The organism is Ferrovibrio sp. GW821-FHT12D07 (assembly GCF_058807275.1).
The window spans coordinates 43,857-68,828 of record NZ_JBXAQN010000003.1 but is presented as its reverse complement, the minus strand read 5'-3'; the positions used below and the strand labels follow the sequence as shown (position 1 = coordinate 68,828).

Here is a 24,972-nt window from a genome sequence, read left to right as displayed (position 1 = left end):
AATCACGCGACTATGTTCGTCGTATATCGCTCATAGTCAGGCCTCGTCACGATCCGGTCAATCCGGCGGGGCGCGGTCAAAATGACACCGCGATAAAAAGCAGGCCGGATGCGCCGATGTTCCGCACAATAACTATAAAAACCGGGGGATGCTGCCGTGAACTGGGCCGAAGGTTATGTTGCCGATGTTGGCTACACCCATGATTTCTACCGAGAGCTGACGCCGGCCCTGCATCGATTCGCCCTGCTCTCGCGTGGCATTGAGGCTGGCGGCGACGCCAGTCGCTTCACCTATTGCGAACTGGGCTGCGGCCATGGCTTCAGCAGCGCCTTGCTGGCGGCCACCCATCCGGACAGCGAATTCCACGCCAACGACATCCTCCCGGGCCATATCGCCTATGTCCGCAAGCTGGCCAAAGACACCGGCACCACCAACGCCACCTTTTACGATGACTCCTTCGAGGACTTTGGCAAGCGGACGCTGCCTGCCTTTGACGTCATCGCCCTGCATGGTGTGTACAGCTGGATCTCGGAAGAGAACCGCCGCCACATTGTCAACTTCATCGCCCGCAATCTGAAGGTCGGCGGCATCGTTTACATCAGCTATAACTGTCACCCTGGCTGGGGGGCCATCAGCCCGCTGCGTGACCTGATGATGATCTTTTCCGGCAATCCGACGGACCCAATCCTGCCGCGGGTCGACCAGGCACTAGCCAAGATCCAGACGCTGTTCGACACCAACAGCGCCTATGTGCAGAACAATCCGACCCTGAAAAAGCAGTTTGATGGCATCCTGCAGCAGTCGCGCACTTACGTTGCCCATGAATACTTCAATCGCGACTGGACTGTTTTCCATCACACGGATATTGCCGGCGACCTGCGCGGTGCAAAACTTGAATTCGCCACCACCGTGCAGATGATCGATCACCTCGACTCTTTCAATCTGACCGCCGAACAGCAAAAGTTACTGAACGATACGCCGAACGTGGACCAGCGCGAAGTCATGCATGACTTCATCGTGAACCGGCAGTTCCGCCGCGACCTCTATGCCAAGGGTGGCCTGTCGATCGACATCGCGGAGCGTAACGAGCGCATCGCCAATACACGCTTCGTGCTGACGACCATGCCGGCCGATATCCCCCGCACGCTGACGACCCCGCTGGGCTCGCACAATGTGAACCCGGCGATCTTCGATCCGCTAATCAATGCCTTTATGCGCGGCCCGCGCAGCATCCGGCAACTGGAGCAGGAATCCGGCACACGCGAACTGGGTTTTGCGGTGTTGCTTGAAACCATCATCATCCTGATTGCCGGCAACCACCTGCAGCCCTGCCTGGATGCCGCCGGCGAAGCCGGCCGCAGGAAGCACACCACCGCCTTCAACACCGCAGTCATGCTGCGGGCCCATACCAGCGGCGACCTTGCCTTCCTCGCCTCCCCCGTCACCGGCGGCGGCTTCCATATCAATCGCTTCGAGCAGCTGTTCCTGCTGGCGCGCGAACGCAAGCATGCCGATCCGCCGGCGCTGGTGATGGAACTGCTGGTGGCGCGGAACGAGGGCCTGAAGCGCGACGGCAAGCTGCTGCGGACGGCCGAGGAAAATCTCGCCCATCTGCGCGAGCGGCACACCGATTTCCTGCGACGGCTGCCACTGCTGCAGCACCTCGGCATCGCCGCCTGAAGACGGATCAGAAAAAGGAAATGGCGGAGGGGGCGGGATTCGAACCCGCGGTACGACTTGACATCGTACGGTGATTTAGCAAACCACTGCCTTCAGCCACTCGGCCACCCCTCCGCACGTGAGTGGGTATTAACACAGTGTATGCGGGGGCTGTTCTAAGGGGCCGGGCATGGGCTGTCAACGCTCAAGCCCTTGCCAGATCAGGGACCTCCACGCCGCCGGTCCAGTCCAGCAACTCCCCATAGGACAACGGAAATACCGCATAGGGGTGACCGGCCGCCGCATGCAGCCGCGGGAAGCGTTTCAGGCTGGCATCAATGGCGATGGCCAGCTTTTCCGCATGGGCCAGCGGCGACACCCCGCCGATGGCAAAACCGGTCGCCCGGCGCACCAGATCGGCATCCGCACGGCCTGGTGTCGCACCCAGACCCAACGCCCGGCCGAGCGCCGCCACATCGCACTGGCGGTCGCCCGCCACCAGCGCCATCACGGGCTGGCCGTCATGGGCGAATACCAATGACTTCACGATGGCGCCGACATCACAGCCCAGCGCGGCCGCAGCCTCGGCCGCCGTGCGCGCCGCACCATCCAGCGCGATCACCCGCTCCCCTGCCCCGCGCGCGACCAGCGCCTCGCGCACGCGCTTGACGGAGGCATTCTCCAGAATCGCGCCTTGTTCAGTCAGGGCCATGGTCAGGGAACCTCGAAACCCCGCTGCACGGCCGGGCGGGCCATGAGGGCATCGAACCAGCGCTTCACATGGGGATAGGTCGCCCAGTCGATGCTGTGCCATTCCCAGCGCGCCGCCCAAGGCAGGATCGCCATATCGGCAATCGTGTAATCCTTGCCCGAGACGAACTCGTTCTTGGCGAGCTGGCCGTCCAGCACCTTGTAGAGGCGCGCGGTCTCGGTGGTGAAGCGTTCGATGGCGTAGGGAATCTTCTCCTTGGCGAAGCGGCCGAAGTGATGCAGCTGGCCCGGCATCGGACCGAAGCCGCCCATCTGCCACATCAGCCACTGCAGCGCCTGCATACGTGCCTTGGCATCCGTGGGCAGGAACTTGCCGCTCTTCTCGGCCAGATAGATCAGGATCGCGCCGGACTCGAACACGCTGACGGGGGCGGTGCCATAGGCCGCCGGCGGCTCGTGATCGACGATGGCCGGAATCTTGTTGTTGGGATTCACCTTGAGAAAGTCGGGCGCGAACTGCTCGTCCTTGCTGATGTTGACTGGAAAGGCCTGGTACTTCAGCCCGGCCTCTTCCAGCATCACGGCGATCTTGCGGCCGTTCGGCGTGCCCCAGGTATAGAAATCGATCACGGCTTGATCCTCTTCAGGAAATGGAAGGAGCTGATGGTGAAGCGCTCGCGCAGGTAAAAGCGGTGGGCATCGACGCGCTGGGTGCCGCTGTCGAGATCGATGGCGCCATAGCCTTCGGCACGGGCCAGATCTTCCAGCCAGGCGAGCAGCGCCTTGCCATGACCGCCCGAGCGCTGGTCGGCCAGCGTCACCAGATCATCAACATAGATCACCTTGCCATGCACCAGACGGTTCTGGCGGCGAAACCCCATGCAGCCGGCTGGCTTGCCATCCGAGCCCATGGAATAGGCCAGCACATAGCCTTCCTTCTGCTGCAGACGCACGCGCGATACCATCTCGGCGGCATCCTTCAGATGCGGTCGCAGGTCGAGCATGACGGGATAACAGGTGGCAATCTGGTCGTCGGTTTCGGCAATCTGGATATTAGGCTTTGTCATTCGTCTCTCATTAAAAATGGGACCCTCGGGTCAAGCCCGAGGGTGACGATCCTTTTTTACACTTACCCCTTCACCACGCTGGCGGTCTGGCCGAACAGCACTTTCTTGGCTTCTTCCGTCATTACCGGAATGCCCTGGTTGATCGCCTTGCCCTTTTCGTAGGCGACCTTGGTGGCCGGGCGCGCCCAGATGCTGTCGAACCAGCGCTTCAGGTTCGGGAAGTCTTCCAGCTTCTGGCTCTGGCGCTCATGCGGCACGATCCAGGGATAACTCATCATGTCGGCAATGGTGTAGTCGTCGCCGCAGATGAAGGCACGGCCGTCCAGACGCTTGTTCAGCACGCCGTAAAGCCGGTTGGTCTCGTTCACATAGCGGTTGATCGCATACTCGATCTTCTCGGGCGCATACTGGGTGAAGTGATGGTTCTGGCCGCACATGGGACCGAGGCCGCCCATCTGCCACATCACCCATTCAGTGCAGGCGACGCGGCCGCGCAGGTCCTGCGGGATGAACTTTTTGTACTTCTCCGACAGGTACAGCAGAATCGCACCGCTCTCGAAGACGCTGATCGGCGCGCCGCCATCGGCGGGCTTCTGGTCGACGATCGCCGGCATGCGGTTGTTCGGTGAAATCTTCAGGAACTCGGGCTTGAACTGCTCGCCCTTGCCGATGGCGACCGGCTTGATCGTGTAGTCGATGCCGGCTTCTTCCAGGAACAGGGTGATCTTGTGGCCGTTGGGGGTCGGCCAGTAATACAGGTCGATCATGAGCGGGCTCCGCGCTGCAAAGGCGTCACGTCAGAATGCGTGACGGGAGGATGGTCCATCGGATTGCGCCGGGCAAGATGCGCGGGCTGCCGAATTCTGCGCGAAGTAGAGCCGGAACAGGCACTTATCAAGCCAATGTGACCACCTGGCCGGCCCATTGAGAGCCAATGCGGGCCCGTGGAGAGCCGATTGCGTCCCATTCGGAGCCAATTCCGTCCCATTGCGAGCCAATTGAGTCCCATTGGAAGCCCGTTCAAGCCGATTGAGTCCCGGTCTTGCCAGTTCCGGTCTCGTCAGCCGGTTTCCGTCGAGACCCTGCCCGCCGGCTTCCCGGCAACCGCGCCACGGATTCAAGCCAGTCGCCCAGATCGCGCGTGCCGGCCGGCGTCTCGCCCATGCGCAGCCGCTCGGCCAACCACTGCAGCGTCTTTGGATCGAGCTTGTTGGCGCGATGGCGCATCTGCAACGCAGCGTGGATATGCAGATCGCGGAAACGCAGATCGGCCTGCAGCCGCAGGCGCTCGACTTCCTGGGCAATGCGGTCGCGGAAGCGTTTGCTGCGTCGCAGGTTGCGCCAGATGCGCTTGGGGTCGCAGCTATAGAGCAGCGCCGTGCTCTCCGCCGAATATCCCCCAGCCAGGCTCTGGGCGATGATCTGCCAACTCAGGCGCTCGCCGGGCCGGCGATTGAGGATGCGGGGATTTGCCCCTCCTCATCCTCCCGTTTGGCCGGATGCCACATGTCCACCCCCTTCAACAGGTCCGGGCGGCCCATCTCGTATTCGGTGGGCGGAACAATGGAGGTATCTTTGAAAGGATCGTAGCGACGACGGCTCATGACTATCTCCTTGGGGAAATAATCATATTATATGTTCTTTTATTGTTCTTTTCAAGTTTGCGAAAATACCTTCATCTGTAAGATGACATAGATTATTTAACAAACTGAAATTAAATCACTTTCCGATCAAATCGCGAAGCTTTTTCTCGACCTGAGCCGGAACCGGATCGACGCCTTTGAGCATCAGGCTGAGATTCACGCGGGGCACGCCGACCTTGGTGGCCAGGCCTTCCAGATTGGTGCCGGCGGCCGTGCACCACCGGATCACCAGCAGGTCGCAATCCCGCGGAAAAAAGCGGGCATTACCGATCACCTTGGTTTCTGGAAGCTGCATGCTGACCCCACCCCCCGGTCGAGAATCCGTCTACTGATTAGACGGGACGGCGCTACAAAACACAACCAGCCTTAGCAGTATACGGAGGTCTATGAGACCACACGAACCGCCGGCAGCCGGATATAGACCGTCGTGCCCTCGCCCAGGCGGCTGTCCAGCCACAGGCTGCCGCCATGCAGTTCGGCAAGCTGGCGGGTCAGGGTGAGCCCCAGGCCGGTGCCCTGCTGGCTGCGGTTGCGGTCGTGATCGATCTGGGCGAAGGGCTGCAGGATCATGTCCAGGTTATCCGCCGCGATGCCGATGCCGGTATCCCGCACCGACAGGATCAGGTTGCCATCGGTGTCGAAACTGGCAGCCACCTGGATGCTGCCGCCCGCTGGCGTGTATTTGATCGCGTTGCCCAGCAGGTTGATCAGGATTTGCCGGATGCGCCGCTCGTCGCAGAGCAGGTGCATGCCAGGGCTGACATCCGTGCCGATCGTCAGGCTGGCGCGTTCCGCCTGCAGCACGAGCATATGCACGGTGAAGTCCACAACCTCGACCAGGCTGACGACTTCCTCATGCAGTTCCAGATGACCGGCCTCGATCTTGGCATGATCGAGAATGTCGTTGATGAGCTGCAGCAGATGTTCGCCGCTGACCTTGATGTCTGTCGCATAGCCGACATACCGCTGGTTGCCCAGGGGACCGAAAAGCTGGCGCGCCAGAAGATCGGAGAATCCGATGACGGCGTTGAGTGGCGTGCGCAGCTCGTGACTCATGCCGGAGAGGAAATTCGACTTGGCGCGACTGGCCAGTTCGGCGGCCTCTTTCGCCCGGGCAAGCTGCATCTCGGAAATCTTGCGGCTGCTGATGTCGCGGGTGCTGGCCATGATTTCGAGCGGCTCGCCGCTGCTGTCGCTCAATACGCGGAAAGCGACCTCCAGCCAGACATAATGGCCGTTCCGGTGTCGGCCCCTGTAGGTGACCGTCGTGCGGGCATTGGGCGCATTGAGATCGTGCAATCCCTGCTCGACCAGGGCGTGGTCATCGGGATGCACCAGATCCAGCAGGCTGCTGCCCAGCAGGTCCGCCGGCTCGTAACCCAGCATGTCGCGGCAGGCCGGCGAAACATACAGGCGCCGTCCGTCCAGGGTGGCGCGCACGATGATGTCGGTTGCGGCTTCGGCAATCAGTTCGTACTGCCGCGCGGTATCCGCCGCCGCCTGCTCGGCCCGGTCGCGCCGACGCAACAGGATAATCGACAGCGTGCCCAGCGCGGTGATGAAGATGCTGGCCGCCAGGGCCAGGAAAATGTCGATCTGGAGCGTGTTTTCCCAGCCGGCCAGCACATCGCTCTCGGCCCGCCCCACGGTGATCAGCAGCGGAAAATCCTCAGCCCGGCGCCAGATCAGCAACCGCGTGACGCCATCATAGACCGACGGGCCGTACAGGCGGCCGGTGGCCTGCCGCTCCGGGATCTGCCGGAACATGCCGGTGACGTCGCGACCGTAATGGTTGTCATCGAAGGGCCGGCGCACCAGCAGGGAACCGTCATCGCGATAGAGCGAAATCTGGCCGGTGCGTCCGATATTCAGGGTGTCGTAGAAGCTCTGGAAATAATCCGTGTCGATGGAGGCCAGGGCCACGCCGCCAAAGCTGCCATCCGGATTGTTGAAGCGGCGCGTGAGCAGGATGGTCCAGGTGCCGGACAGGCGGCTGCGCACCGGTGCATTGATGCGCACGCCCCGGTCCAGGTTGTCGCGATGATAGATGAAATAGTTGCGGTCGCTATTGTTATGGTTCGGGAGCTCGCTCAGCGAGGAGGCGACCCAGTTGCCTGCCGCATTGAGCAGGCCCAGTTCACGCACCACGCGCGAGGCGCGTACGTGATCGACAAGGATGCGGTTCAGCCGCGTCATCGAGGTCTTGCCGGTACCGTCCGTTTCCACATGCTCGACGGCATCGGCCAGGATCAGTTCCGGACCCGAGAACGTGCGCGCCGCATGCTGACTCAGCGACAGCACCAGATCGTCGGCCTGGGCAAAACCCTGCTCCAGGGCCAGGCTGCGCGTCTGCCAGCCATGCCAGGCGACAAAGCCAAACGGCATCAGGCAGGCAATCAGCACGAACAGGGCAAGCAGCGACGTCGGCGACGGCCACTGGGAAGCCGCGACGCTTCTATTGCCCCTGATGTCCTGCTTCCCCATTGGCTGAAAGTTTAAACGGCGATGAGTTCGATACCAGCGCTGTTTATCCTTTCATCAACTCTGCAGGCAGACTTCTGTGTGTAACAGAAGCGATAGTCTGATTTGCATCTACTCAAGGGTGCGGCTAGGCAGACATCCACAATTTGGGATGCGGCAGGCGTGCCTGCATGGCGCGACATTCAGCTCTGTTGCTGGCGCAGGCGAATCCAGAAAATGCTGCCCTCGCCTTCCTGACTCTCGAAACCGATCTGGCCGCCCATGGCTTCGGTCAGCCGCCGGGCAATCGACAGGCCGAGACCGACGCCGGCAACACTGGTGCCTTCGCGGCCCAAGCGATTGAAGCTCTGGAAGGCTTCGGCCTGACGGCTGGCCGGAATGCCCGATCCGGTGTCGCGGACATAGAAGCGGACCATGCCATCCTGGGTGTCGCAGCCGAATTCGACACGACCGCCGGGCGGCGTGAATTTGAAGGCATTGTCCAGCAGATTGCGCAGGACCGTGATGATGCTGTCGCGATGGCACAGAACCTTGTAATCCTGCTCGTCGCGCAGGCGGAAGGTGATCTTGCGTCCCAGCGCCGTGCCGCTGTATTCGCAGTCGAGATCGTCGAGCAGGTCATTGCTGCTCTGGGTGACCATGCTGGCGCGGATGGCCTCTTCGTCCAGCTGCGCCAGCGTCAGCATGCCCTTGGTCAGATTCAGCAGAGTCTGCCCCGCCGTCTCGATGGCTGTTACATATTCATGCTGGTCGCCGTTCAGCGGCACACCGGTGTGAATCCGCAGGACCTGCGAAAAGCCGAGAATGGCATTCAGCGGTGTGCGGAATTCATGGCTCATCGACTGCAGGAAGGTGGTCTTGGCCCGATTGGCGGCCTGCTGGCGCTCCATCGCACCTTGCAGGTGATGCTCGGCGCGGTGCAGTTCCAGGAGGTCGGCCACGGTGGCCGCCAGGGTCATCAGGTTTTCCAGCTGGCCCGGACGCAGGTCGCGCGGTTCGCGGTCCATGATGCAGAAGCTACCGAGCGCATGGCCGGTCTTGGAGATCATCGGCACGCCCGCATAGAAGCGGATGGCGGACGGCCCGGTGACCAGACCGTTGCGCCTGAAATGCGGATGATCGGTCGCGTCACGCACGACAAATGGTTCGTGTCCCATGATCACGTGAGAGCAAAAAGATGCCATCGTGCGCGGCGTCTGGCTGACTTCCAGTCCGTCATGGGACTTGAACCACTGGCGGTCGGCAGCGACCAGCGAGATCACGGCCACCGGCACATCGAACTGTCGGCGCGCGAATGCCGTCAGCCGGTCGAAACGCGGGTCCGCCGGCGTATCCAGGATGGCATGCGCCGCGAGGTCGGCCAGGCGCTCTGCTTCATTTTCAAGCAGCGGCGGGGCTGGCATGGTCTGTACGGGTGAAGTCACGGGATATCCGGCGTTGGTCTTTCGCCGCTGTAGCATCTGGACCATCGCCAGTCGGCTTAATATCCGGTAACGCCAGCCAGAGTTATCAAAATGCCTTGCGAAAAAGCAATGTGCCAGCACGCAAGGCGTGCATGAGCAGCCGGGCTGCACGTCCTACTTTCCGCTTGTCCATATCCGCATACTGAGCAAGGCTGGAGGCATAAAAAACCACATAACGGAGGATGTCTTGAACACCACGCGTCGTGATCTGCTGCAGGCCGCTGCCGCATTGTCCGCCCTCAGCCTGATGCCGGCTGGCCATGCCCATGCCGCCGGCTGGCCCGACAAGCCCGTGAAGATCGTCGTGCCCTATCCCGCTGGCGGTTCGACCGACGTGCTGACCCGCATCCTCGCCGAAGAGCTCAAGGTCAAATTCGGCCAGCCCTTCCTGATCGACAACCGCGCCGGCGCTGGCGGCAATATCGGCATCGATGCCGTGGCCAAGAGCGCGCCCGACGGCTACACGCTGGGCTCGGCCACCATCGGACATTTCTCGATCAACCAGTATCTCTATTCCAAGATGAGCTGGGATGCCGACAAGGACATCCTGCCGGTCTCGATGACCTGGGAACTGCCCAATGTCGCCGTCGTACCGGCCGACCATGTGCCGGCGAAGACGCTGAAGGAGTTCATCGCCTGGGCCAAGGCGCGGCCTGCCGGCATTTCCTACGGCAGCCCCGGCATCGGCACCACGCCGCATCTCTCAGGCGTGCTGTTCTGCCAGCGCGCCGGCCTGAAGGGCGAGCATGTGCCGTTCCGCGGCGCGGCGCAGACCATTCCGGCGATGCTGTCGGGCGATGTGCATATCGCCATCGACAACCTCGCCTCCTACATCCCCTTCATCAATTCGGGCAAGCTGCGCGCGCTCGCCGTCACCTCAGCCGACCGCTGGTCGACCATGCCCGACATCCCGACCATGGCGCAGGCCGGCATGGACGATTTCGTCGTCACCTCCTGGGCTGCCTTCGTGGTGCCGGCGGGCACGCCGAAGGAGATCATCGTGGCACTGTCGCAGGCGCTGCAGGACATCGCCAAGAAGCCCGAGATCCAGGAGAAGTTCCTGATCACCGGCGCGAAAAGCCTGGGCAGCACGCCCGAGGTGGTCACCGCGCGCGGCGTGAAGGAACGTCCGATGTGGAAGAGTGTGGTCGAAAGCTCGGGCGCCAAGCAGGACTGATTGGTAACGGCGCGGCAGCCAGCTTTAGCTGGGCTGCCGCGTGACCAGCCGGCCATGGGCGGCACCGGTGACGCCCTTGTTGCCCACATAAGACGACACGCCATTCACCCAGACCTCATTGATGCCGCGTGCCGGCTGGATCGGATGGGTGAAGGTCGCGGTGTCGATCACGGTTTCCGGATCGAACAGTACCAGGTCGGCGAACGCGCCGGCGCGGATCGCGCCGCGATCCTGCATGCCGAAGACGCGGGCAGTCAGCCCGGTCATCTTGTGCACCGCCTGCTCTAGCTTGAGCAGTTTCAGGTCGCGGCTGTAATGGCCCAGCACGCGTGGGAAAGTGCCCCACAGGCGCGGATGCGGCATGTCGTTGCTGGGCAGGCCGTCCGAACCGATCATGCTGCGCGGATGCGCGATGATGCGCTGCACGTCCTGTTCGTCCATGGCGAAATAGATGGCGGCCGCCGGCAGCAGACGCTTGGCCGCCGTCACCTGATCGACGCCCCATTCCCTGGCGATATCGGCCAGCATGCGGCCGGCCATCTGCGGATGGGATTCTGACGACGCGATCTGGATCGGCAGGTCATCGCGCACGCGGTCCGGCAGCAGCGCCGTCGAACTGGCGCAATAGGGATAGACGTCGAAGTCGACAGTCTGTTCCTGTGCCGCGCGGTCGATGCGGGCCAGCGTTTCCGGCGAGCGGCCGTAATTTTCCGGCATGGTGCATTTGTGATGGCTGATCACCACGGCCGAGCCGCTGTCGCGGCCGATCTTCAACGTCTCCTCGATGGACTCCATCACCAGATCGGCCTCGTCGCGCATATGTGTGACATACAGTCCGCCGCGCGAGCGCAGTGCCTCGGCCACCGCGATCACTTCCGAGGTCGGCGCATGCCGGCTGGGCGGATACCACAGACCTGACGACAGTCCTGACGCGCCCTCGTCCAGCGAGTCCGTCAGGCGCTGCTGCATCTGCGCTGCTTCCCTGTCGGTCGCGGCACGCTCCACGTCATGATCCATCGCTACCACACGCAGCGACATATGGCCGACCAGCGCATAGACATTGGTGGCCGGCGGCGTCTTGCGCAGCGCTTCCGCATAATCGCCGAAGCTGGGAAAAGCCCAGGCGGCTTCAGTACCAACCAGATCGAGTGGCGGTGGCGGACGCTTCTTCATGGTGGCCGGCGCCAGGCTGATGCCGCAATTGCCGATCACCACGCTGGTGACGCCCTGGCTCAGCTTACAATGCATGCATTCGGCGCCATGCAACACGGCGCCATCGTCATGGGTATGGGCGTCGATGAAACCCGGCGCCAGCGCCAAGCCTTTCGCATCGACCTCGCGGTCGGCCGCACTCGCCCCCAGGTCGCCGACATCAACAATGCGGTCGCCGCTGACCCCGACATCGCCCGTGACGGGCAGCGCCCCGCTGCCGTCATAAATGCGGGCGTTGCGGATGGCGAGGTCGTAGCGGCGGGTCATGCTATTTGCCCTCTTTGGCAATCCTGCGGGTATGCGCGTGTGCCGCGTTGATCAGATTGTCACTGGCCTCGGGCGTGCGGAAAGCCGAATGGGCCGAGAGCGTCACGTTGTCCAGCGTGGTCAACGCATGCCCGGCCGGCATCGGTTCGACATCGAAAACGTCAAGCCCGGCATGGCCGATCTGGCCGGACTTCAACGCCGCGATCATCGCACCCTCGTCTACCGTGGCGCCGCGCGCGGTGTTGATCAGGATCGCGCCCTTTTTCATTTTGGCGATACGCTGGGCTGACAGGAAACCGCGGGTCTCGTCATTGAGCAGCAGATGCATCGAGACCACATCGCTTTTGGCCAGCAGGTCGTCGAGCTCGGTGAAGGTGACGCCGGCCGGCGCATCCTTCTTGCTGCGGTTCCAGGCCAGCACGGTCATGCCGGCGCCGAGGCAGAGCCGCGCCATCTCGGCTGCGATGCCGCCATAGCCGATCAGGCCGACGGCCTTGCCGGTCAGCTGCTTGCCGTCCAGCCGCAGCCAGTTGCCAGCGCGCATCTGGCCGTCCATGCGGGCAAAACCCTTGGCCGAGGCCCACATCAGCGCGAAGGCGCATTCGGCCACGGCAGTATCGCCATAGCCCTTGATCAGATGGACCTGGATGCCGAGCGCGGCCAACTCTTCGATATTCATGTAGCTGCGCGCACCGGTGCCGAGGAACACCACATGCTTCAGCGCCTTACACTGCCTGGCGATCTCGGTGGGGAGCGCGGTGTGGTCGACCCAGATCACCGCGGCGTCGCCGATCACGGCGGGCAGCTCGGCCGGCTTCACATCCGGCTGGCGGTTGACGGTGACGGCGGGGTCAATGGGAAGACGCAGGCTTTCGGCCAGATCACCAAGGGTGGCGTTGGCATCGACGAAGACAGCACGCACGGGACACTCGCTTTTTCAGGTTCGACGAGCCCGTATTGTGGCGGCGGCAGCGGCCAGTGTCACCCCTGCGGCGCAGATGAAAACCCAGATACCGGGTCGCAGCCCCATCTCGATGGACAGATTGGCCTCGAGCACGCGAGGCACGAATGCAGGACCTGCTTTCCACCCGAAGTAGGCCGCCTCCCCCGCCACGGTGAGCAGCGTCGCAACCAGGCCGAGGACAACCACCGCCCACAACGCCAGAGCCGTTCCCTGGGGCCTGAATTTGCGCCACAGCCGGTAGCCGAGCAGCCATGCCAGGAAGCCGATCAGCAGCAACGGCTGGAAGATATCGGCCTTCACCTGCAGGAAGTAATGCCACAACCCCAGCGCCGCCGCCGGGAAGACCAGATAATGCAGCAGCTGCCAGCGGCGGCCGCCCAGCCGGCGCAGCATGCCATCGGTCGACGTGACCAGCAGAAGCATCAGCATGATCAGACCGCAGAGGCCGATGATCAGGTAATTCGCCTTGGCGATCTCGACCACGATGCGGTTGAGATCGAAGGCCAGGTTGGCCATGAACAGGATAAAATGCGCGAGCAGATACAGCGCCGAGGCGACACCGGTCATGCGGCGGAGCATGGCCATGCGGTTCCAGCGCGTGAGTTGGCGCAGCGGCGTGACGCTGAGCGCGACCAGCAGGATGCGAACGCCCCAGGTGCCGGTCTGCAAGGTGAGTTCGGTGATCGGGCGCGGCCCCAGATCGTTGCTGCCGGTCCGCCACAGCAGCCACAGCGCCGGCAGCAGCAGCAGGCCAAGCACCACGGCCTTGAAGGGGACGAAGCGCCCGCCCTTGTCCTGCCAGGGCCAGCCACGGCTCCAGGACGAAACAGGTGCGCGGCCAGTGGTCGGAGCTGTGGCGGGACGTTCCAAACTGCGATCAGTCATGGTCGGTGATATAGCTCAAGATGTTGCGTCCTGTGGGAAACTTATCGTGAAGCGGCTGCCCTCGCCCAGCCGGCTGGACACCGCGATGGTACCGCCCAGCACCTGACTGACGAGATTGTAAACGATATGCAACCCCAGGCCGGTGCCACCGGTGCCGCGCCGGGTGGTGAAGAAGGGATCGAAGACGCGCGGCAGGTCCTCGGCTGCGATGCCGTTTCCGTTGTCGCGGAAATCCACGACGACGCGGCCCTCACGCGGCTTGCTGATCTGGATTTCCAGCAGGCCGGGCTGTTCGCGGCCCTCGAAGCCATGCTGTAACGCGTTCATCACCAGGTTGGTGACGATCTGGCCCAATGCACCCGGGCGGTTGCGGATCATCAGCTTGTCGCCGCCCTGGATCACAACCTTGTGCGGCGTGTGGCGCAGGGCCGGCGCGAGACTGAGCATGATCTCCTGCAGATATTCGCCAATGTCGAAATCGCGCAACTCGTCGGTGGTCTGGTCAGCCGACACCTGCTTGAAGGCCTGAATCAGGCGGGCCGCGCGGGTCAGGTTGCCCTGCATGATGCGCGTGGCTTCCGTGGCGGTTTCGAGGAAATCCTCCATGTCGCTGCGCTTGAGCTGACCCTCCTTGAAGCGCGCCGTCAGCTGCTCGACTTCTTCGGACAAATGCGAGGCCGCCGAGACACCGATACCCAGCGGCGTGGAGATTTCGTGGCTCATGCCGGCCACCAGCGACCCCAGCGACGCCATTTTTTCGGCCAGGATCAGGCTGGCCTGCGCGCCACGCAGTTCGGCCAGCGCGCGTTCGGCTTCTTCCTTGGCGCGACGCAGCTCGTCTTCCATGCGGCGGCGCGCCGTAATGTTGGTGCGCACCACGACAAGATCGCCCGACGGCGTCAGACGTTCGTGCACTAGGAACCATTCGCCGGCCACGGTGCGAACCTCGATCATCCGTTCGGGGATATGGCGGCGCTCCTGGCTGACAGTCTCGGTATTGCCGGCCTCACGTTCGTCATGCACGAAGATATTCTGCTGGACGCTGCGCTCGAGCAGTTCGGCAAAGGATTTGCCTATGGCCTGTTCCGCCGACAGTCCATAGAGCTCGGCAAACCGGCTTGAGCAGATCGAGATACGGTCGCTGGCGTCATAGATGGCAAAGCCATCGCCCGCCACTTCCACAGCATGCCGCAGGCGACGATGCAGGGCATAGCGCTCGGATGCATCGCTGATGGTGACGGCCACCGAGCGATCGGGCAGCCGATTCAGGGTGAATTCCAGCACATTGCCGGTAGCGGCGTGGCGTATAGCCGCCAGTTGTCCGGCGCCACGCAGCAGGCGGTCGATGTGGTATTTCACATCGCTGATCTCCATATCGCCGAAATCGCGACGGTCGATCATGAAACGGATCATCAGTTCATGGCTGTCGCCCGGATTGATCATGCCGGGCGGCAGCGCCAACAACTCGGCGGCGCGACGATTGATGGTATGGATCACACCGCCGGGATGAAACAAGATGACGCCGACCTGCAGCGCATCCAGCGCCCAGGCCTGGTATTCATTGCGCCGACGCCCTTCCAGCCGCGCCAGCGTCAGCGCCTCGGTGACCCGCCGCGCCTCTTCAGCCGCCATATAGTTGCGCCGGCGTTCCAGCTTGAACTGACGCATGCCGACAAAGCCGAGCCCGTTGCCGGCCAACACGAACAGCAGCATGACCACGATGCCTTCGGGCCGCATATGCAGCCAGCTCAGCCCCATCATAATCATGCCGATGGACAGATAGGCGGCGTTGAGGATCACCGCGCGTGAACTGATCGGCATCAGCAGGAAGAAAACCAGCAGATAGGCAAAGGTCAGTGGACCGGAATTGAGCGTCGTCGGCGGGCTGATGAGCCACGTCATGAAGGTCAGCGTGGTCAGCGAGGCCATGCCGAGGCCGCCGATGACATCCATCTGGACATGGCTGGCAGTCCGCCGGACCATGATCTGGTACCCGATACCAACGACCAGGGCGGTCATGCGGACGGCCAGAAGCTGCAGGAAAAGCTGGGTGGGGCCGGCGACCAGATAGTCGCGCACCGCCAGCAAGGCAAAGACGGTGGTGCCGGCGATGCCGCAAGCCTGCAGCATATGACGGACGGCTTCACGCCGCTGTTCACGGAACAGACGCTCGGCCCGGCGATCACGGAACTCGCCCGTCCAGTGGAAGAGCCGCTGCTCGTCCGGCGTTTGCAGCAATGATGAGAATGGCGTGTGCAGCATCAGCGCAATCGACCCCCGGCACATTATGACCACCATGGCCAGCGCCGGAAAGCCAGCCGGCAATTCTTGCCTAGTGCCGACGGCTTGGCCTGCAGCATACCCCCAGTGTTTTCAAATGGATAGCGGGAATTCGCTGGCCGGCACGGCCTTTGCTTCTACGGCGGTGAGAGACTCTATCCGATCCGGACCAGGAGGTCCCGCCATGTCGTTCAATGCGTTCAATACAGGCGTTCTGGGCATCACCGCCCAGGCCACTGCCATTGGCCATATCTCCGATAACGTCGCGAATGCCACGACCATCGGCTACAAGACCGTCAACACGCTGTTCTCCGACCTGGTGTTCAACAAGGTGGCGGGCGACAGCCCGGTGATCGACTCCAATCGCAACATGGGCGTGCTGGCGACCGCTGACTTCGCCAACCGCAAGCAGGGCACGCTGCTCAAGAGCACCAGCCTTTCCTCGGTTGCCATTACCGGCAACGGCTTTTTCCCGGTCTCGAAGCCGACAGGCTTTACCCAGGCAACCGAAACCGATCCCGAGACCGGGCTTCCCACCCGCTTCCAGGATCCTCAATTCAACGACCAGACCACCTTCTTCACCCGCGCTGGCGATTTCGTCATGGATTCATCCCGCCGGCTGGCGAATTCGTCCGGTTACTATCTGATGGCCGTCCCTCTTCAGCCTGGTGAAGTCACAACGATGGCCGAGGTTGAGGCCCGCGAACCGGAAGTTTTCCGTGTCGATACCTCTCCCATCGCGCCGGTGCCGACCTCGCTGGTCAATTACAAGATCAACCTGCCTGGCAATGCCCTGTCCGGCAGGCAGATCACCAACGGCATCGACCTCGTCGAGGCGGATCCGGACAATAACGGACGCGGCCTGCAGGTCACCTGGACCAAGACCTCCACGGACAACTGGAGCTTGACGATCAATAGCCCAGGCAGCACCCCTGCCTCATTCGGCCCGGTCAATGTGACCTTCGAAGCTAATGGCACCATTGACACCGTCACGAACACCGACCCCAACATCACCCCGCCAGCCCTCCCTCTGACCAATTTCGACCTCACATTTTCCCTGGACTTTGGATCGGGGCCTCAGCAACTCCGGCTGGATATGGGGCCGACACTCGCCTTCGAGCCGAATTCACCCTCCCAGGTCACGCAGTTCGGTGGTGAAACAAACGAGCCCACGAATTTCAACATCAGCCAGAATGGCCTCAAGGGCGGTGCATTCGATTACATCACCTTCGCCGAGGATGGTCAGATTATTGCCAACTACGCCAATGGCCGCAGCGCCACTCGTGGCGTTGTGCTGCTCGCGCAGTTCAACGAACCCGACCGCCTCGATCGCGTCGACGGCACGGCCTTTGTCCTCAGCGATGAAGAACTCTCTGGCCAGCTCAGGTATGGCGCACCCGGTCTGAACGGGGCCGGCGGCCTCACCGGCGGTGCCCTGGAACAGTCGACCGTCGATGTGGCCGAGCAGATGACCAAGCTGATCGTGGCGCAGCAGGCTTACGGCATGAACAGCCAGATCATCACGACGGCCGACCAGATGTGGTCCAAAGCCATCGACATGAAGCGCTGATCAGCCCGGCACGCAGCGAATCTGTTTGTCCGGTATGGTGTAACGGCAGGTCAGGTCGCGGCCCTTGTTGGGTTGCGCCACCTTGAAGATGTCGCCTTCCATGCGGCGCACGGCATAGCCGTTGGAGAATTGCAGCCAGCCGAAGCTGTCGAAATGAGACGTGATGCCGTTGGAGAAAACTAGCTCGCGGCGTCGCCCCTTCTTCACCGTATATTTCGCACCAAATTCCAGCGTACCGTCGGCGAATTCCTTGATCACCAGATCATTGCTGCACAGCGCCTGTTTCGGATCGTCAGTCAGACGGCAGGAAAAGCCCGGCGGCTGGGTCACTCCATTCTGAGTCACCGTAGGCTGGTCTACAGCCGGCGTGCTGATCAGGATCGCGAATATGGTGGCTTCCATCAGGTTCATGCGGCACTCCGAATCCGGACGAAGCCTAGCATAGGTTTTCCCGCCGATTCCGCGTAAAAAAACATCCGGTGAACAGGCCGCTGCAGTAGGCTTGTGACCATGCCATGGCCTTCCTCACGGCTACGGTTGCACCTGCCTCACCAGCCCCCACATGCCACCCACGGCGTTCAATCGCCGGGAAATCAGTGCGTAGATGGAGGATGCAATGCGTGTGAATGAAGCCATGAGCCGGGAAGTGCGGATCGCCTCTCCCAACCAGACCATTGCCGATGCGGCCCAGATCATGGCCGAAATGGATATCGGCAGCCTGCCTGTGGGCGAAGGTGACCGGCTGGTGGGAATGATCACCGATCGCGACATCGCCATCCGCGGCGTGGGTCGTGGCTGCGCGCCCGACACCAAGGTCAGCAGCGTGATGAGCAAGGATGTAAAATACTGTTTCGAGGATGAAGACCTGGCCCATGTCGCCAAGAACATGGGCGACATCCAAGTTCGCCGCCTGCCGGTGGTGAATCGTCAGAAACGCCTGGTTGGCATCGTCTCGCTGGCTGATGTCGCCACCGAGGCGCAGCCGCGCCACTCCGTGGAAACGCTGCGCAAGGTCTCAGAGCCGGGCGGCGCGCATGGCCAGAGCGTTTCCGGCATGCGTTGAAACCTGATCCTGCTCTGATCGCATGATCAGGGCAGCCCGAACGGATCGGATCAGGTTTGAATAATCAGGGCGTGAAGTAATTCTGGATGCGCTGGTTGACCGTGGCGTCGCTGCAGACGTAACGCGCCGCGACCACGCCATCGACCACGCGCAGGATTTCAGCATCGGCGACGAAATCCAGGCTGATCAGGCTGCCTCGGATTTCGACGCCGATGCGCAGCTTTTCACCCACGGAAATCTTTTCCAGCAGCGTCGGCGGACAGGGCCCAAACAAGATGCCGACCGGACTCCAGTTCTTCAGCGGCAGACGCAGCGCCCGCACGATCACCGCATCCTTGGCCGTGCCGACGCCACGCTGGGCAATGCGCTGGCCGCTGGGCCTCACCACCGTGGACAACTGATTGCGATACTGCTCGAGCAGGCGCGTCTTGCGCGGTTCCGGGATATCGGCCTGCATCAGGGCCTTGGAAATCTCGGCCGACAGCATGGCGAAATCGTCCTTGCTCGACAGCGGCCCGATGAACTGCGTCTTGAACTCGCGGTGTTCCATGTAATGGCTGATGATGCCCTGCAGCTCGAAGCGGGCATTGCCTTCCTCGATCTCGCGATAGAGCCGCAGCAGGGTCAGCAGCTTGCGCGACAGTTCGGCATCGCGGCCGATCAGCGGATTCAGCAGCTCGGGCGTGGCGAAACGGGTGAAGCGCCGGGTCAGGCTGCCCGCGACATTTTCATCCACGGCCAGCATCGGCAGCGCCGTGATGCGCTCCTTCAGATTGAGCAGCGCCACCCATTCGTCATAGACGTCATGACTGTACAGCGACAGCGTGCCGCCCAGCATTTCGGCCAGACGTTCGCGCACGGCGGCCTGACAGCGCTCCAGGCTGCCGCCAGCCAGGCCGGTACGCAGCCGCGGCAAAGCTGCCGGCACCTCGCCCGGATTCACCTCGGCGCCCGCCAGCCACAGGCAGAGCTCGATCATGCGGCGGCGATTGGCGTTGCCGAACAGCGCCGTCGCAGCCGGCTTGAGACGCAGGATTTCCGACAGCGTCTGGTCAGCCATGGTATGGGCTTCGCTGCCGGCATCGCTCTCGATCAGATCGAGGCAGAGCCCGGCCTTGGCCTGCCAGTCCGCATCCGCCGACAGCAGGCTGGCCAGCACCACGCCGCCCAGCACCCATGCATTCAGGCTGGTGCCGTTGAACAGTCCCGTCTGCAGCGCCTGCGGCAGCGCAATGCCCGCCGGCAGCATGGCAGCCTGCTTCTCGACCCGCTTCATGGCGGCTTCGGCCATGGCGGTCAGCTCGCGCATCCGCTCGGCAACCGGACGTTTGGTATGTTGGCCCTGCAGCAGGGCGATGCGCTGGGCCAGTTCCTGGAACCGCGCGCCGTCGTTCAGCAGCACCTGATGCTGGGCCGGGCTGAACACCAGTTCGGTCGCCGTTATGCCGGCCCGCTCGAGATACGCCCGCGCGACCTGAAAAATCAGCTCGCGGGCCGGATCGCCATAAGTCTCGGCTTCGGTTTCACAAAACATGGGTTTTCAGGTGTTTTCACGAACTGGTGATGCTGGCTTAGCCCGCACCTGCCCCCTACGCAACCGTCTCCCCTGTTGCAATTGTAAATGCTACCCAAGCCTGCTTTGAACCGCTCAAAACACAAGTACACGCTGATCGCTGCCACCGGCATCGATGCCCCTGTGCGGGTCAGTCGCCGATCCATTCCTTCTTGTCTTCCTCGGGCATCAGATCGGTGGTGCTCCAGGAGAAGAAGATCAGGAAGGTCCAGTCGCGCCGGTTGGAGAAGGCATAGACGGGATCGAGCGACTGCACCATCAGGCCGGTCTTGGGGTCATAGGTGGTTGCCGCGAGTTTGACGACACCCTGCTGATAGCTGCGCTTGAAGATCGCGATCTCGGGTACCTCGAGGCCGACCACCGGCACCGGGACGGCCGGCGTGCCGAACAGGGTGCGGTCGCGATCCACCGAGAGCGCGCCCAGGCGCGGCTCGATGATCAGATCTGCCTTGCCCTTCTCGTCCATCAGGTCGCCGCCCTTGCGGGCCACGCGGTCGCGGATGGCGCTGATCAGGTATTTGCTGTCGATGCCCTCGACATAGCTGATGTCAATAAAGACCTTGGTGCCGGGCTGCATGTTGAAGGTCAGCTTATCGGCGGCGCGGTCTGACGCCGTCGAGAACAGCAGCTGTTCGCTGGCCGAGCGCGGCGGGTCGGTTTCGCGGCGCGAGGTGCAGCCGGCCAGGACCAGCAGCAGGGCGGTGCAGAGCACAAAGGGGCGGACGGTCATCGGGATTCCTCGTCTGGGGCGTAAGCTCAACGACGCAGATCGCGAATAATCCCGCAAAACTGTCAGAAAAAAGGCCGGGGTCAATCAACCCCGGCCTTGTTCCGTATGCTGTTTACAGCTTGATCACGAGGACTTACCCCGCCAGCTTCTTCTTCAGCAGCTCGTTGACCGCTGCCGGGTTGGCCCTGCCGCCCGAGAGTTTCATGGTCTGGCCGACGAAGAAGCCGAACAGCTTGTCCTTGCCCGAGCGATACTCGGCCACCTTGTCCTGATTGGCCGCCATCACCTCGTCGATCACCTTCTCGATTGCACCGGTATCGGTGACCTGCTTCATGCCCTTCTCTTCCACGATGGTGGCGGCATCCTTGCCGCTTTCCACCATGAGGGCGAAGACATCCTTGGCCAGACGGGTCGAGATGGTGTTGTCGGCGATCAGATCAATCAGGCCACCGAGCTTTTCAGCAGTGATGACGAAATCTTCCATCGACTGGCCCGACTTGTTGAGCAGGCCGAAATAATCGCCGATCACCCAGTTAGCAGCGAGCTTGCCGTCGCGCCCCTTGGCCACCTTCTCGTAGAAATCAGCCGACTCCTTCTCGGCCACCAGCACGGAGGCGTCATAGGGGCTGAGGCCCAGCTTCTCGATGAAGCGTGCCTTCTTCTCGTCGGGCAGTTCGGGCAGCGTGGCCTTGATGCCATCGACCCAGCTCTGCTCGAATTCCAGCGGCAGCAGGTCGGGATCGGGGAAGTAGCGATAGTCATGCGCTTCTTCCTTCGAGCGCATGCTGCGGGTCACGCCCTTGCCGGTATCGAACAGGCGGGTTTCCTGATCGATCTTGCCGCCATCTTCCAGCACTTCGATCTGGCGGCGAGCTTCGTATTCGATGGCCTGCTGCACGAAGCGCACGGAATTGACGTTCTTGATCTCGCAGCGCGTGCCTAGCGGACCGCCCGGCTTGCGCACGGACACGTTGACGTCGGCGCGCATCGAGCCTTCGTCCATGTTGCCGTCGCAGGTGCCAAGATAACGCACGATGGTGCGCAGCTTCTTCAGATAGAGGCCAGCCTCTTCCGAGTTCCGCATATCAGGCTCGGAAACGATTTCCATCAGTGCGACGCCGGAGCGGTTCAGGTCGATGAAGCTCTCGCGCGGGCTCTGGTCATGCAGGCTCTTACCCGCATCCTGTTCCAGATGCAGACGCGTGATGCCGATCTCACGGATCGAACCATCAGGCATGTCGAGCAGCAGCTTGCCTTCGCCCACGATCGGCTGCTTGAACTGGCTGATCTGATAGCCCTGCGGCAGATCGGCATAGAAGTAGTTCTTGCGGTCGAAGATCGAGTGCAGGTTGATCTGCGCCTTCAGGCCGAGGCCCGTGCGCACCGCCTGTTCGACGCAATACTTGTTGATCACCGGCAGCATGCCGGGCATTGCCGCATCGACGAGGCTGACCTGATGGTTCGGCTCGGCGCCAAAGGTGGTGTCGGCGCCGGAGAACAGCTTGGACTTGGACGAGACCTGGGCATGGACTTCCATGCCGATCACGATCTCCCACGGACCCGTGGCGCCCTGGATATAATCTTTCTCAGCCATCTTAGGACCTCCACCATGCAGTGGGCTTGGCGGTGAAATTCGCAGCCTTCTCGAGCGTGCGGCCGACGCGCAACAGCTGCGCCTCTTCGAACGGCTTGCCGATGAGCTGCAGGCCGAGCGGCAGGCCTTCGCTGTTCAGGCCGGCAGGCAGCGACATGCCGGGCAGACCAGCCAGGCTGGTCGGCACGGTGAACACGTCGTTCAGATACATGGTCACCGGATCATCCGACTTGGAACCGAGCGCGAAAGCCGCATTCGGTGCAGTCGGGGTGAGGATCGCATCGACACGCTGGAAGGCCTGGTCGAAATCCTTCTGGATCAGCGTGCGTACCTTCTGCGCCTTGGTGTAATAGGCGTCGTAATAGCCGGCCGACAGCACATACGTGCCGATCATGATGCGGCGCTGCACCTCGCGGCCAAAGCCTTCGCCGCGGGTATTCTCGTACATCTCGCTCAGGTCCTTGCCCGGCACGCGCAGGCCGTAACGCACGCCATCATAGCGGGCGAGATTCGACGAGGCTTCCGCCGGCGCAACGATGTAATAGGTCGCCAGTGCGTAATGGGTATGCGGCAGGCTGATATCCATGATCTCGGCACCGGCATCTTTCAGCCACTGCTTGCCCTGCTCCCATAGGGCCACGATCTCAGGGTTCATGCCATCCATGCGGTATTCACGCGGGATACCGATGCGCATGCCCTTCACGCCGCCTTCCAGATTGGCGGCATAGTCCGGCACCGGGCGATCGACCGAGGTGCTGTCCTTGGGATCGAAGCCGGCCATGGCCTGCAGCATCAATGCTGAATCGCGAACGGTGCGGGTCATCGGGCCGGCCTGGTCCAGCGACGAGGCGAAAGCGACGATGCCCCAGCGCGAAACGCGACCATAAGTCGGCTTGATGCCGGTGATGCCGCACAGCGCGGCCGGCTGGCGGATCGAGCCGCCGGTATCGGTGCCGGTTGCGCCGAGTGCGAAGCCGGCGGAGACGGCAGCCGCCGAACCGCCCGACGAACCGCCCGGCACCAGCTTGGTGCCGTCCTTCGCGCGCCAGGGATTCACGACCGGGCCGTAATAACTGGTCTCGTTCGACGAGCCCATGGCGAATTCATCGAGGTTCAGCTTGCCCAGCATCACCGCGCCCGCATTCCACAGGTTGGTGGTGGCGGTGGACTCATACTCAGGATGGAAGCCGTCGAGGATATGGCTGGCCGCCGTGGTCAGCACGCCCTTGGTGGCGAACAGGTCCTTGATGGCGAGCGGAATGCCCTCCAGCAGGCCGGCCTCGCCCTTGGCGCGCCGCGCATCGGCCGCCTTGGCCATCTCGCGCGCCTTGTCGGGCGTCTCGGTGATCATGGCGTTCAGCGGCTTGGCCGCCTGCATGGCACTGATGCAGGAATCCGTCAGCTCCAGGGACGTGAACTGCTTCTTGGCCAGCCCGTCCAGGGCATCGGCAATGGTCAGCGTGCTCGGGTCGATGGACATTATTCCACCACCTTCGGCACGGTGTAGAAGTCGCCCTGGCGCTGCGGGGCGTTCTTCAGCACGGCTTCCGGGTTGCCGCCATCGGTGACGGCATCTTCCCGGTGGCGCAGCTTCATCGGCGTCACTGAGGTCATCGGGGTGACGTTGTCAGTCGGAACCGCCTGCAGCTCTTCCACAAAGGACAGAATCTGGTTCAGCTCCGAGGCCAGCGCCTCGGCACGATCTGGGTCCATCCTGAGGCGGGCCAGCTTGGCGATCTTCGCCACGGCTGCTCTATCCAATGACATGCGCGGTCCGTTCGCTATAGTACCGGGGAGAATCCCCTTGAAATGGCGGCGGAAAGTATCATCCGGCATGTCCACCGGCAACCCTGCACCCCCGGCTGAAACCAGCCCGAAACCAGCCCCGTTCCGGCCCGCCGATGGCCCTATCCGTCTGGAATCCGGCCGCCGCTACCTCGGGCTCGACCTGGGCACCAAGACCATCGGCTTGGCGCTGTCGGATACCGGCCATCATATCGCCAGTCCCTATCTGACGCTGGCCCGGAAAAAATTCACCCAGGACGCCGCCGAGCTGGTCAAAATCGCCGCCAAGGAGAATGTCGGCGCCATGGTGCTGGGCCTGCCGGTCAACATGGACGGCACCGAAGGTCCGCGCTGCCAGGCCACCCGTGCTTTCGCCCGGAATATCTCTTTGCAGATTCCGGTGCCCATCGCGCTGTGGGACGAGCGCCTGAGCACCGTGGCCGTGCAACGCATGATGACCGAGGAAGCCGATCTGAGCCGGGCTCGCCGTGCCGAACTGGTCGACAAGCTGGCCGCCAGCTACATCCTGCAATCCTATCTGGATTGGGTCCGGCAACAGCCGGTCTGACCTAAACCACCAGATCGCTGAATTCGCGGTGGCGGCGCAGCCAGGCGCTGGCATAGCCGCAGAGCGGCAGCACCTTTTGTTGTTGTTGTCGCATCTGCTCCATCAGGCCCTGCATGAAACGGCCGGCAGCACCGGTGCCGCGCAACGCGACTGGCGCTTCCACATGGGTGATGGCAAGCACGTCGCCCTGCCGGCGATAATTCGCGAAGACGGTCTGGCCGTCGACATCGAGTTCGAAGCGGCAGCGGGCGGGATTGTCATGGACGGCGTTTTCCATACC

The 24,972-nt window shown here is 62.6% G+C and carries 25 protein-coding genes and 1 tRNA gene; 5 read left to right on the top strand and 21 right to left on the bottom strand.

What is annotated here, in order from left to right; genetic code table 11:
• Positions 1-156 precede the first annotated feature (156 nt).
• Positions 157-1,680 carry a methyltransferase regulatory domain-containing protein gene (locus tag AC1RRE_RS18175; protein ID WP_492983110.1) on the top strand — a complete coding sequence of 508 codons (1,524 nt, stop codon included), beginning with the start codon at positions 157-159 and terminating at the stop codon, positions 1,678-1,680.
• Positions 1,681-1,701: 21 nt separating this feature from the next.
• Here the strand turns inward: AC1RRE_RS18175 and AC1RRE_RS18170 are convergent.
• The 10 genes from AC1RRE_RS18170 to AC1RRE_RS18125 form a co-directional block, all read right to left on the bottom strand.
• Positions 1,702-1,794: transfer RNA gene (locus tag AC1RRE_RS18170), tRNA-Ser, on the bottom strand.
• A gap of 70 nt (positions 1,795-1,864) precedes the next feature.
• Positions 1,865-2,371: a YbaK/EbsC family protein gene (locus AC1RRE_RS18165; RefSeq protein ID WP_492983108.1), complete on the bottom strand. Its 507-nt coding sequence runs from the start codon at positions 2,369-2,371 to the stop codon at positions 1,865-1,867.
• A gap of 2 nt (positions 2,372-2,373) precedes the next feature.
• Positions 2,374-3,000 carry a glutathione binding-like protein gene (locus AC1RRE_RS18160; protein WP_492983106.1) on the bottom strand — a complete coding sequence of 209 codons (627 nt, stop codon included), beginning with the start codon at positions 2,998-3,000 and terminating at the stop codon, positions 2,374-2,376.
• A complete protein-coding gene (locus AC1RRE_RS18155; RefSeq protein WP_492983104.1) occupies positions 2,997-3,437 on the bottom strand; it encodes a GNAT family N-acetyltransferase in 441 nt (146 codons plus the stop codon). The genes AC1RRE_RS18160 and AC1RRE_RS18155 overlap by 4 nt, the downstream gene beginning before the upstream one ends.
• Before the next feature lie 62 nt (positions 3,438-3,499).
• The gene (locus AC1RRE_RS18150; protein WP_492983102.1) at positions 3,500-4,204 is read right to left on the bottom strand and encodes a glutathione binding-like protein; all 705 of its coding nucleotides are present in this window, start codon (positions 4,202-4,204) and stop codon (positions 3,500-3,502) included.
• A gap of 253 nt (positions 4,205-4,457) precedes the next feature.
• A complete protein-coding gene (locus AC1RRE_RS18145) occupies positions 4,458-4,664 on the bottom strand; it encodes a hypothetical protein (RefSeq protein WP_492983100.1) in 207 nt (68 codons plus the stop codon).
• A 203-nt stretch (positions 4,665-4,867) separates the two neighbouring features.
• The gene (locus tag AC1RRE_RS18140; protein WP_492983098.1) at positions 4,868-5,041 is read right to left on the bottom strand and encodes a hypothetical protein; all 174 of its coding nucleotides are present in this window, start codon (positions 5,039-5,041) and stop codon (positions 4,868-4,870) included.
• Between the two features lie 115 nt (positions 5,042-5,156).
• Complete coding sequence (locus AC1RRE_RS18135) at positions 5,157-5,375, bottom strand: hypothetical protein (RefSeq protein WP_492983096.1); 219 nt, start codon at positions 5,373-5,375, stop codon at positions 5,157-5,159.
• A gap of 89 nt (positions 5,376-5,464) precedes the next feature.
• Positions 5,465-7,564, bottom strand: a complete 2,100-nt coding sequence (locus AC1RRE_RS18130) for an ATP-binding protein (RefSeq protein ID WP_492983094.1) — start codon at positions 7,562-7,564, stop codon at positions 5,465-5,467.
• A 179-nt stretch (positions 7,565-7,743) separates the two neighbouring features.
• Positions 7,744-8,985, bottom strand: coding sequence for a GAF domain-containing sensor histidine kinase (locus tag AC1RRE_RS18125; protein WP_492983092.1), 1,242 nt, complete (start codon positions 8,983-8,985; stop codon positions 7,744-7,746).
• 226 nt (positions 8,986-9,211) lie between these two features.
• Here AC1RRE_RS18125 and AC1RRE_RS18120 point away from each other — a divergent pair, with 226 nt between their 5' ends.
• A complete protein-coding gene (locus AC1RRE_RS18120; RefSeq protein ID WP_492983090.1) occupies positions 9,212-10,201 on the top strand; it encodes a Bug family tripartite tricarboxylate transporter substrate binding protein in 990 nt (329 codons plus the stop codon).
• Between the two features lie 24 nt (positions 10,202-10,225).
• Here AC1RRE_RS18120 and AC1RRE_RS18115 read toward each other — a convergent pair whose 3' ends face one another.
• Genes AC1RRE_RS18115 through AC1RRE_RS18100 form a run of 4 tightly spaced genes read right to left on the bottom strand, consistent with a single transcriptional unit; the run spans position 10,226 to position 15,791 of the window.
• Positions 10,226-11,680, bottom strand: coding sequence for an N-acyl-D-amino-acid deacylase family protein (locus AC1RRE_RS18115; protein WP_492983088.1), 1,455 nt, complete (start codon positions 11,678-11,680; stop codon positions 10,226-10,228).
• Between the two features lies 1 nt (position 11,681).
• Entirely contained in the window at positions 11,682-12,602 is a 921-nt protein-coding gene (locus tag AC1RRE_RS18110; RefSeq protein ID WP_492983086.1) for an NAD(P)-dependent oxidoreductase, read from the bottom strand.
• Positions 12,603-12,617: 15 nt separating this feature from the next.
• Entirely contained in the window at positions 12,618-13,529 is a 912-nt protein-coding gene (locus tag AC1RRE_RS18105) for a protein-methionine-sulfoxide reductase heme-binding subunit MsrQ (RefSeq protein ID WP_492983084.1), read from the bottom strand.
• Between the two features lie 15 nt (positions 13,530-13,544).
• Complete coding sequence (locus AC1RRE_RS18100) at positions 13,545-15,791, bottom strand: PAS domain-containing sensor histidine kinase (protein ID WP_492983082.1); 2,247 nt, start codon at positions 15,789-15,791, stop codon at positions 13,545-13,547.
• Positions 15,792-15,993: 202 nt separating this feature from the next.
• Between AC1RRE_RS18100 and AC1RRE_RS18095 the strand changes: the two genes are divergently transcribed.
• Positions 15,994-17,379, top strand: coding sequence for a flagellar hook-basal body complex protein (locus AC1RRE_RS18095; protein ID WP_492983080.1), 1,386 nt, complete (start codon positions 15,994-15,996; stop codon positions 17,377-17,379).
• Here AC1RRE_RS18095 and AC1RRE_RS18090 read toward each other — a convergent pair whose 3' ends face one another.
• The gene (locus tag AC1RRE_RS18090) at positions 17,380-17,790 is read right to left on the bottom strand and encodes a hypothetical protein (RefSeq protein ID WP_492983078.1); all 411 of its coding nucleotides are present in this window, start codon (positions 17,788-17,790) and stop codon (positions 17,380-17,382) included. It abuts the gene before it with no gap.
• A 205-nt stretch (positions 17,791-17,995) separates the two neighbouring features.
• On the opposite strand from AC1RRE_RS18090, the gene AC1RRE_RS18085 reads away from it, so the two are divergent.
• Positions 17,996-18,442 (top strand): CBS domain-containing protein, encoded by a 447-nt coding sequence (locus AC1RRE_RS18085; protein ID WP_492983076.1) that lies wholly within the window; start codon positions 17,996-17,998, stop codon positions 18,440-18,442.
• Between the two features lie 64 nt (positions 18,443-18,506).
• Here the strand turns inward: AC1RRE_RS18085 and AC1RRE_RS18080 are convergent, their stop codons facing one another.
• From AC1RRE_RS18080 to gatC, 5 genes are all read right to left on the bottom strand, one after another.
• Positions 18,507-19,976: a hypothetical protein gene (locus AC1RRE_RS18080; RefSeq protein ID WP_492983074.1), complete on the bottom strand. Its 1,470-nt coding sequence runs from the start codon at positions 19,974-19,976 to the stop codon at positions 18,507-18,509.
• Between the two features lie 169 nt (positions 19,977-20,145).
• Positions 20,146-20,745, bottom strand: a complete 600-nt coding sequence (locus AC1RRE_RS18075; RefSeq protein WP_492983073.1) for a DUF6655 family protein — start codon at positions 20,743-20,745, stop codon at positions 20,146-20,148.
• A gap of 133 nt (positions 20,746-20,878) precedes the next feature.
• The gene (gene gatB, locus AC1RRE_RS18070; protein ID WP_492983071.1) at positions 20,879-22,339 is read right to left on the bottom strand and encodes an Asp-tRNA(Asn)/Glu-tRNA(Gln) amidotransferase subunit GatB; all 1,461 of its coding nucleotides are present in this window, start codon (positions 22,337-22,339) and stop codon (positions 20,879-20,881) included.
• A 1-nt stretch (position 22,340) separates the two neighbouring features.
• Positions 22,341-23,819 (bottom strand): Asp-tRNA(Asn)/Glu-tRNA(Gln) amidotransferase subunit GatA, encoded by a 1,479-nt coding sequence (gatA, locus tag AC1RRE_RS18065; RefSeq protein ID WP_492983069.1) that lies wholly within the window; start codon positions 23,817-23,819, stop codon positions 22,341-22,343.
• On the bottom strand, positions 23,819-24,106 hold the full coding sequence (gatC, locus tag AC1RRE_RS18060; protein WP_492983067.1) for an Asp-tRNA(Asn)/Glu-tRNA(Gln) amidotransferase subunit GatC: 288 nt from the start codon (positions 24,104-24,106) through the stop codon (positions 23,819-23,821). Before gatC ends, gatA begins: the two co-directional genes overlap by 1 nt.
• A gap of 67 nt (positions 24,107-24,173) precedes the next feature.
• Here gatC and ruvX point away from each other — a divergent pair, with 67 nt between their 5' ends.
• The gene (ruvX, locus tag AC1RRE_RS18055) at positions 24,174-24,692 is read left to right on the top strand and encodes a Holliday junction resolvase RuvX (protein ID WP_492983065.1); all 519 of its coding nucleotides are present in this window, start codon (positions 24,174-24,176) and stop codon (positions 24,690-24,692) included.
• Position 24,693: 1 nt separating this feature from the next.
• On the opposite strand, the gene AC1RRE_RS18050 is transcribed toward ruvX, so the two are convergent.
• Positions 24,694-24,969: a GNAT family N-acetyltransferase gene (locus AC1RRE_RS18050; protein ID WP_492983063.1), complete on the bottom strand. Its 276-nt coding sequence runs from the start codon at positions 24,967-24,969 to the stop codon at positions 24,694-24,696.
• Positions 24,970-24,972: the final 3 nt, after the last annotated feature.

Excerpts from the sequence above, each read along its gene's own strand:
- AC1RRE_RS18090 (WP_492983078.1), bottom strand. The coding sequence starts at position 17,790 with ATGAACCTGATGGAAGCCACCATATTCGCGATCCTGATCAGCACGCCG.
- AC1RRE_RS18155 (WP_492983104.1), bottom strand. The coding sequence starts at position 3,437 with ATGACAAAGCCTAATATCCAGATTGCCGAAACCGACGACCAGATTGCC.
- AC1RRE_RS18105 (WP_492983084.1), bottom strand. The coding sequence starts at position 13,529 with ATGACTGATCGCAGTTTGGAACGTCCCGCCACAGCTCCGACCACTGGC.
- AC1RRE_RS18130 (WP_492983094.1), bottom strand. The coding sequence starts at position 7,564 with ATGGGGAAGCAGGACATCAGGGGCAATAGAAGCGTCGCGGCTTCCCAG.
- AC1RRE_RS18165 (WP_492983108.1), bottom strand. The coding sequence starts at position 2,371 with ATGGCCCTGACTGAACAAGGCGCGATTCTGGAGAATGCCTCCGTCAAG.
- AC1RRE_RS18145 (WP_492983100.1), bottom strand. The coding sequence starts at position 4,664 with ATGCGCCATCGCGCCAACAAGCTCGATCCAAAGACGCTGCAGTGGTTG.
- AC1RRE_RS18115 (WP_492983088.1), bottom strand. The coding sequence starts at position 11,680 with ATGACCCGCCGCTACGACCTCGCCATCCGCAACGCCCGCATTTATGAC.
- AC1RRE_RS18050 (WP_492983063.1), bottom strand. The coding sequence starts at position 24,969 with ATGGAAAACGCCGTCCATGACAATCCCGCCCGCTGCCGCTTCGAACTC.
- AC1RRE_RS18150 (WP_492983102.1), bottom strand. The coding sequence starts at position 4,204 with ATGATCGACCTGTATTACTGGCCGACCCCCAACGGCCACAAGATCACC.
- AC1RRE_RS18080 (WP_492983074.1), bottom strand. The coding sequence starts at position 19,976 with ATGTTTTGTGAAACCGAAGCCGAGACTTATGGCGATCCGGCCCGCGAG.
- AC1RRE_RS18140 (WP_492983098.1), bottom strand. The coding sequence starts at position 5,041 with ATGAGCCGTCGTCGCTACGATCCTTTCAAAGATACCTCCATTGTTCCG.
- AC1RRE_RS18075 (WP_492983073.1), bottom strand. The coding sequence starts at position 20,745 with ATGACCGTCCGCCCCTTTGTGCTCTGCACCGCCCTGCTGCTGGTCCTG.
- AC1RRE_RS18100 (WP_492983082.1), bottom strand. The coding sequence starts at position 15,791 with ATGCTGCACACGCCATTCTCATCATTGCTGCAAACGCCGGACGAGCAG.
- gatB (WP_492983071.1), bottom strand. The coding sequence starts at position 22,339 with ATGGCTGAGAAAGATTATATCCAGGGCGCCACGGGTCCGTGGGAGATC.
- AC1RRE_RS18095 (WP_492983080.1), top strand. The coding sequence starts at position 15,994 with ATGTCGTTCAATGCGTTCAATACAGGCGTTCTGGGCATCACCGCCCAG.
- AC1RRE_RS18135 (WP_492983096.1), bottom strand. The coding sequence starts at position 5,375 with ATGCAGCTTCCAGAAACCAAGGTGATCGGTAATGCCCGCTTTTTTCCG.
- gatC (WP_492983067.1), bottom strand. The coding sequence starts at position 24,106 with ATGTCATTGGATAGAGCAGCCGTGGCGAAGATCGCCAAGCTGGCCCGC.
- AC1RRE_RS18085 (WP_492983076.1), top strand. The coding sequence starts at position 17,996 with ATGCGTGTGAATGAAGCCATGAGCCGGGAAGTGCGGATCGCCTCTCCC.
- ruvX (WP_492983065.1), top strand. The coding sequence starts at position 24,174 with ATGTCCACCGGCAACCCTGCACCCCCGGCTGAAACCAGCCCGAAACCA.
- gatA (WP_492983069.1), bottom strand. The coding sequence starts at position 23,819 with ATGTCCATCGACCCGAGCACGCTGACCATTGCCGATGCCCTGGACGGG.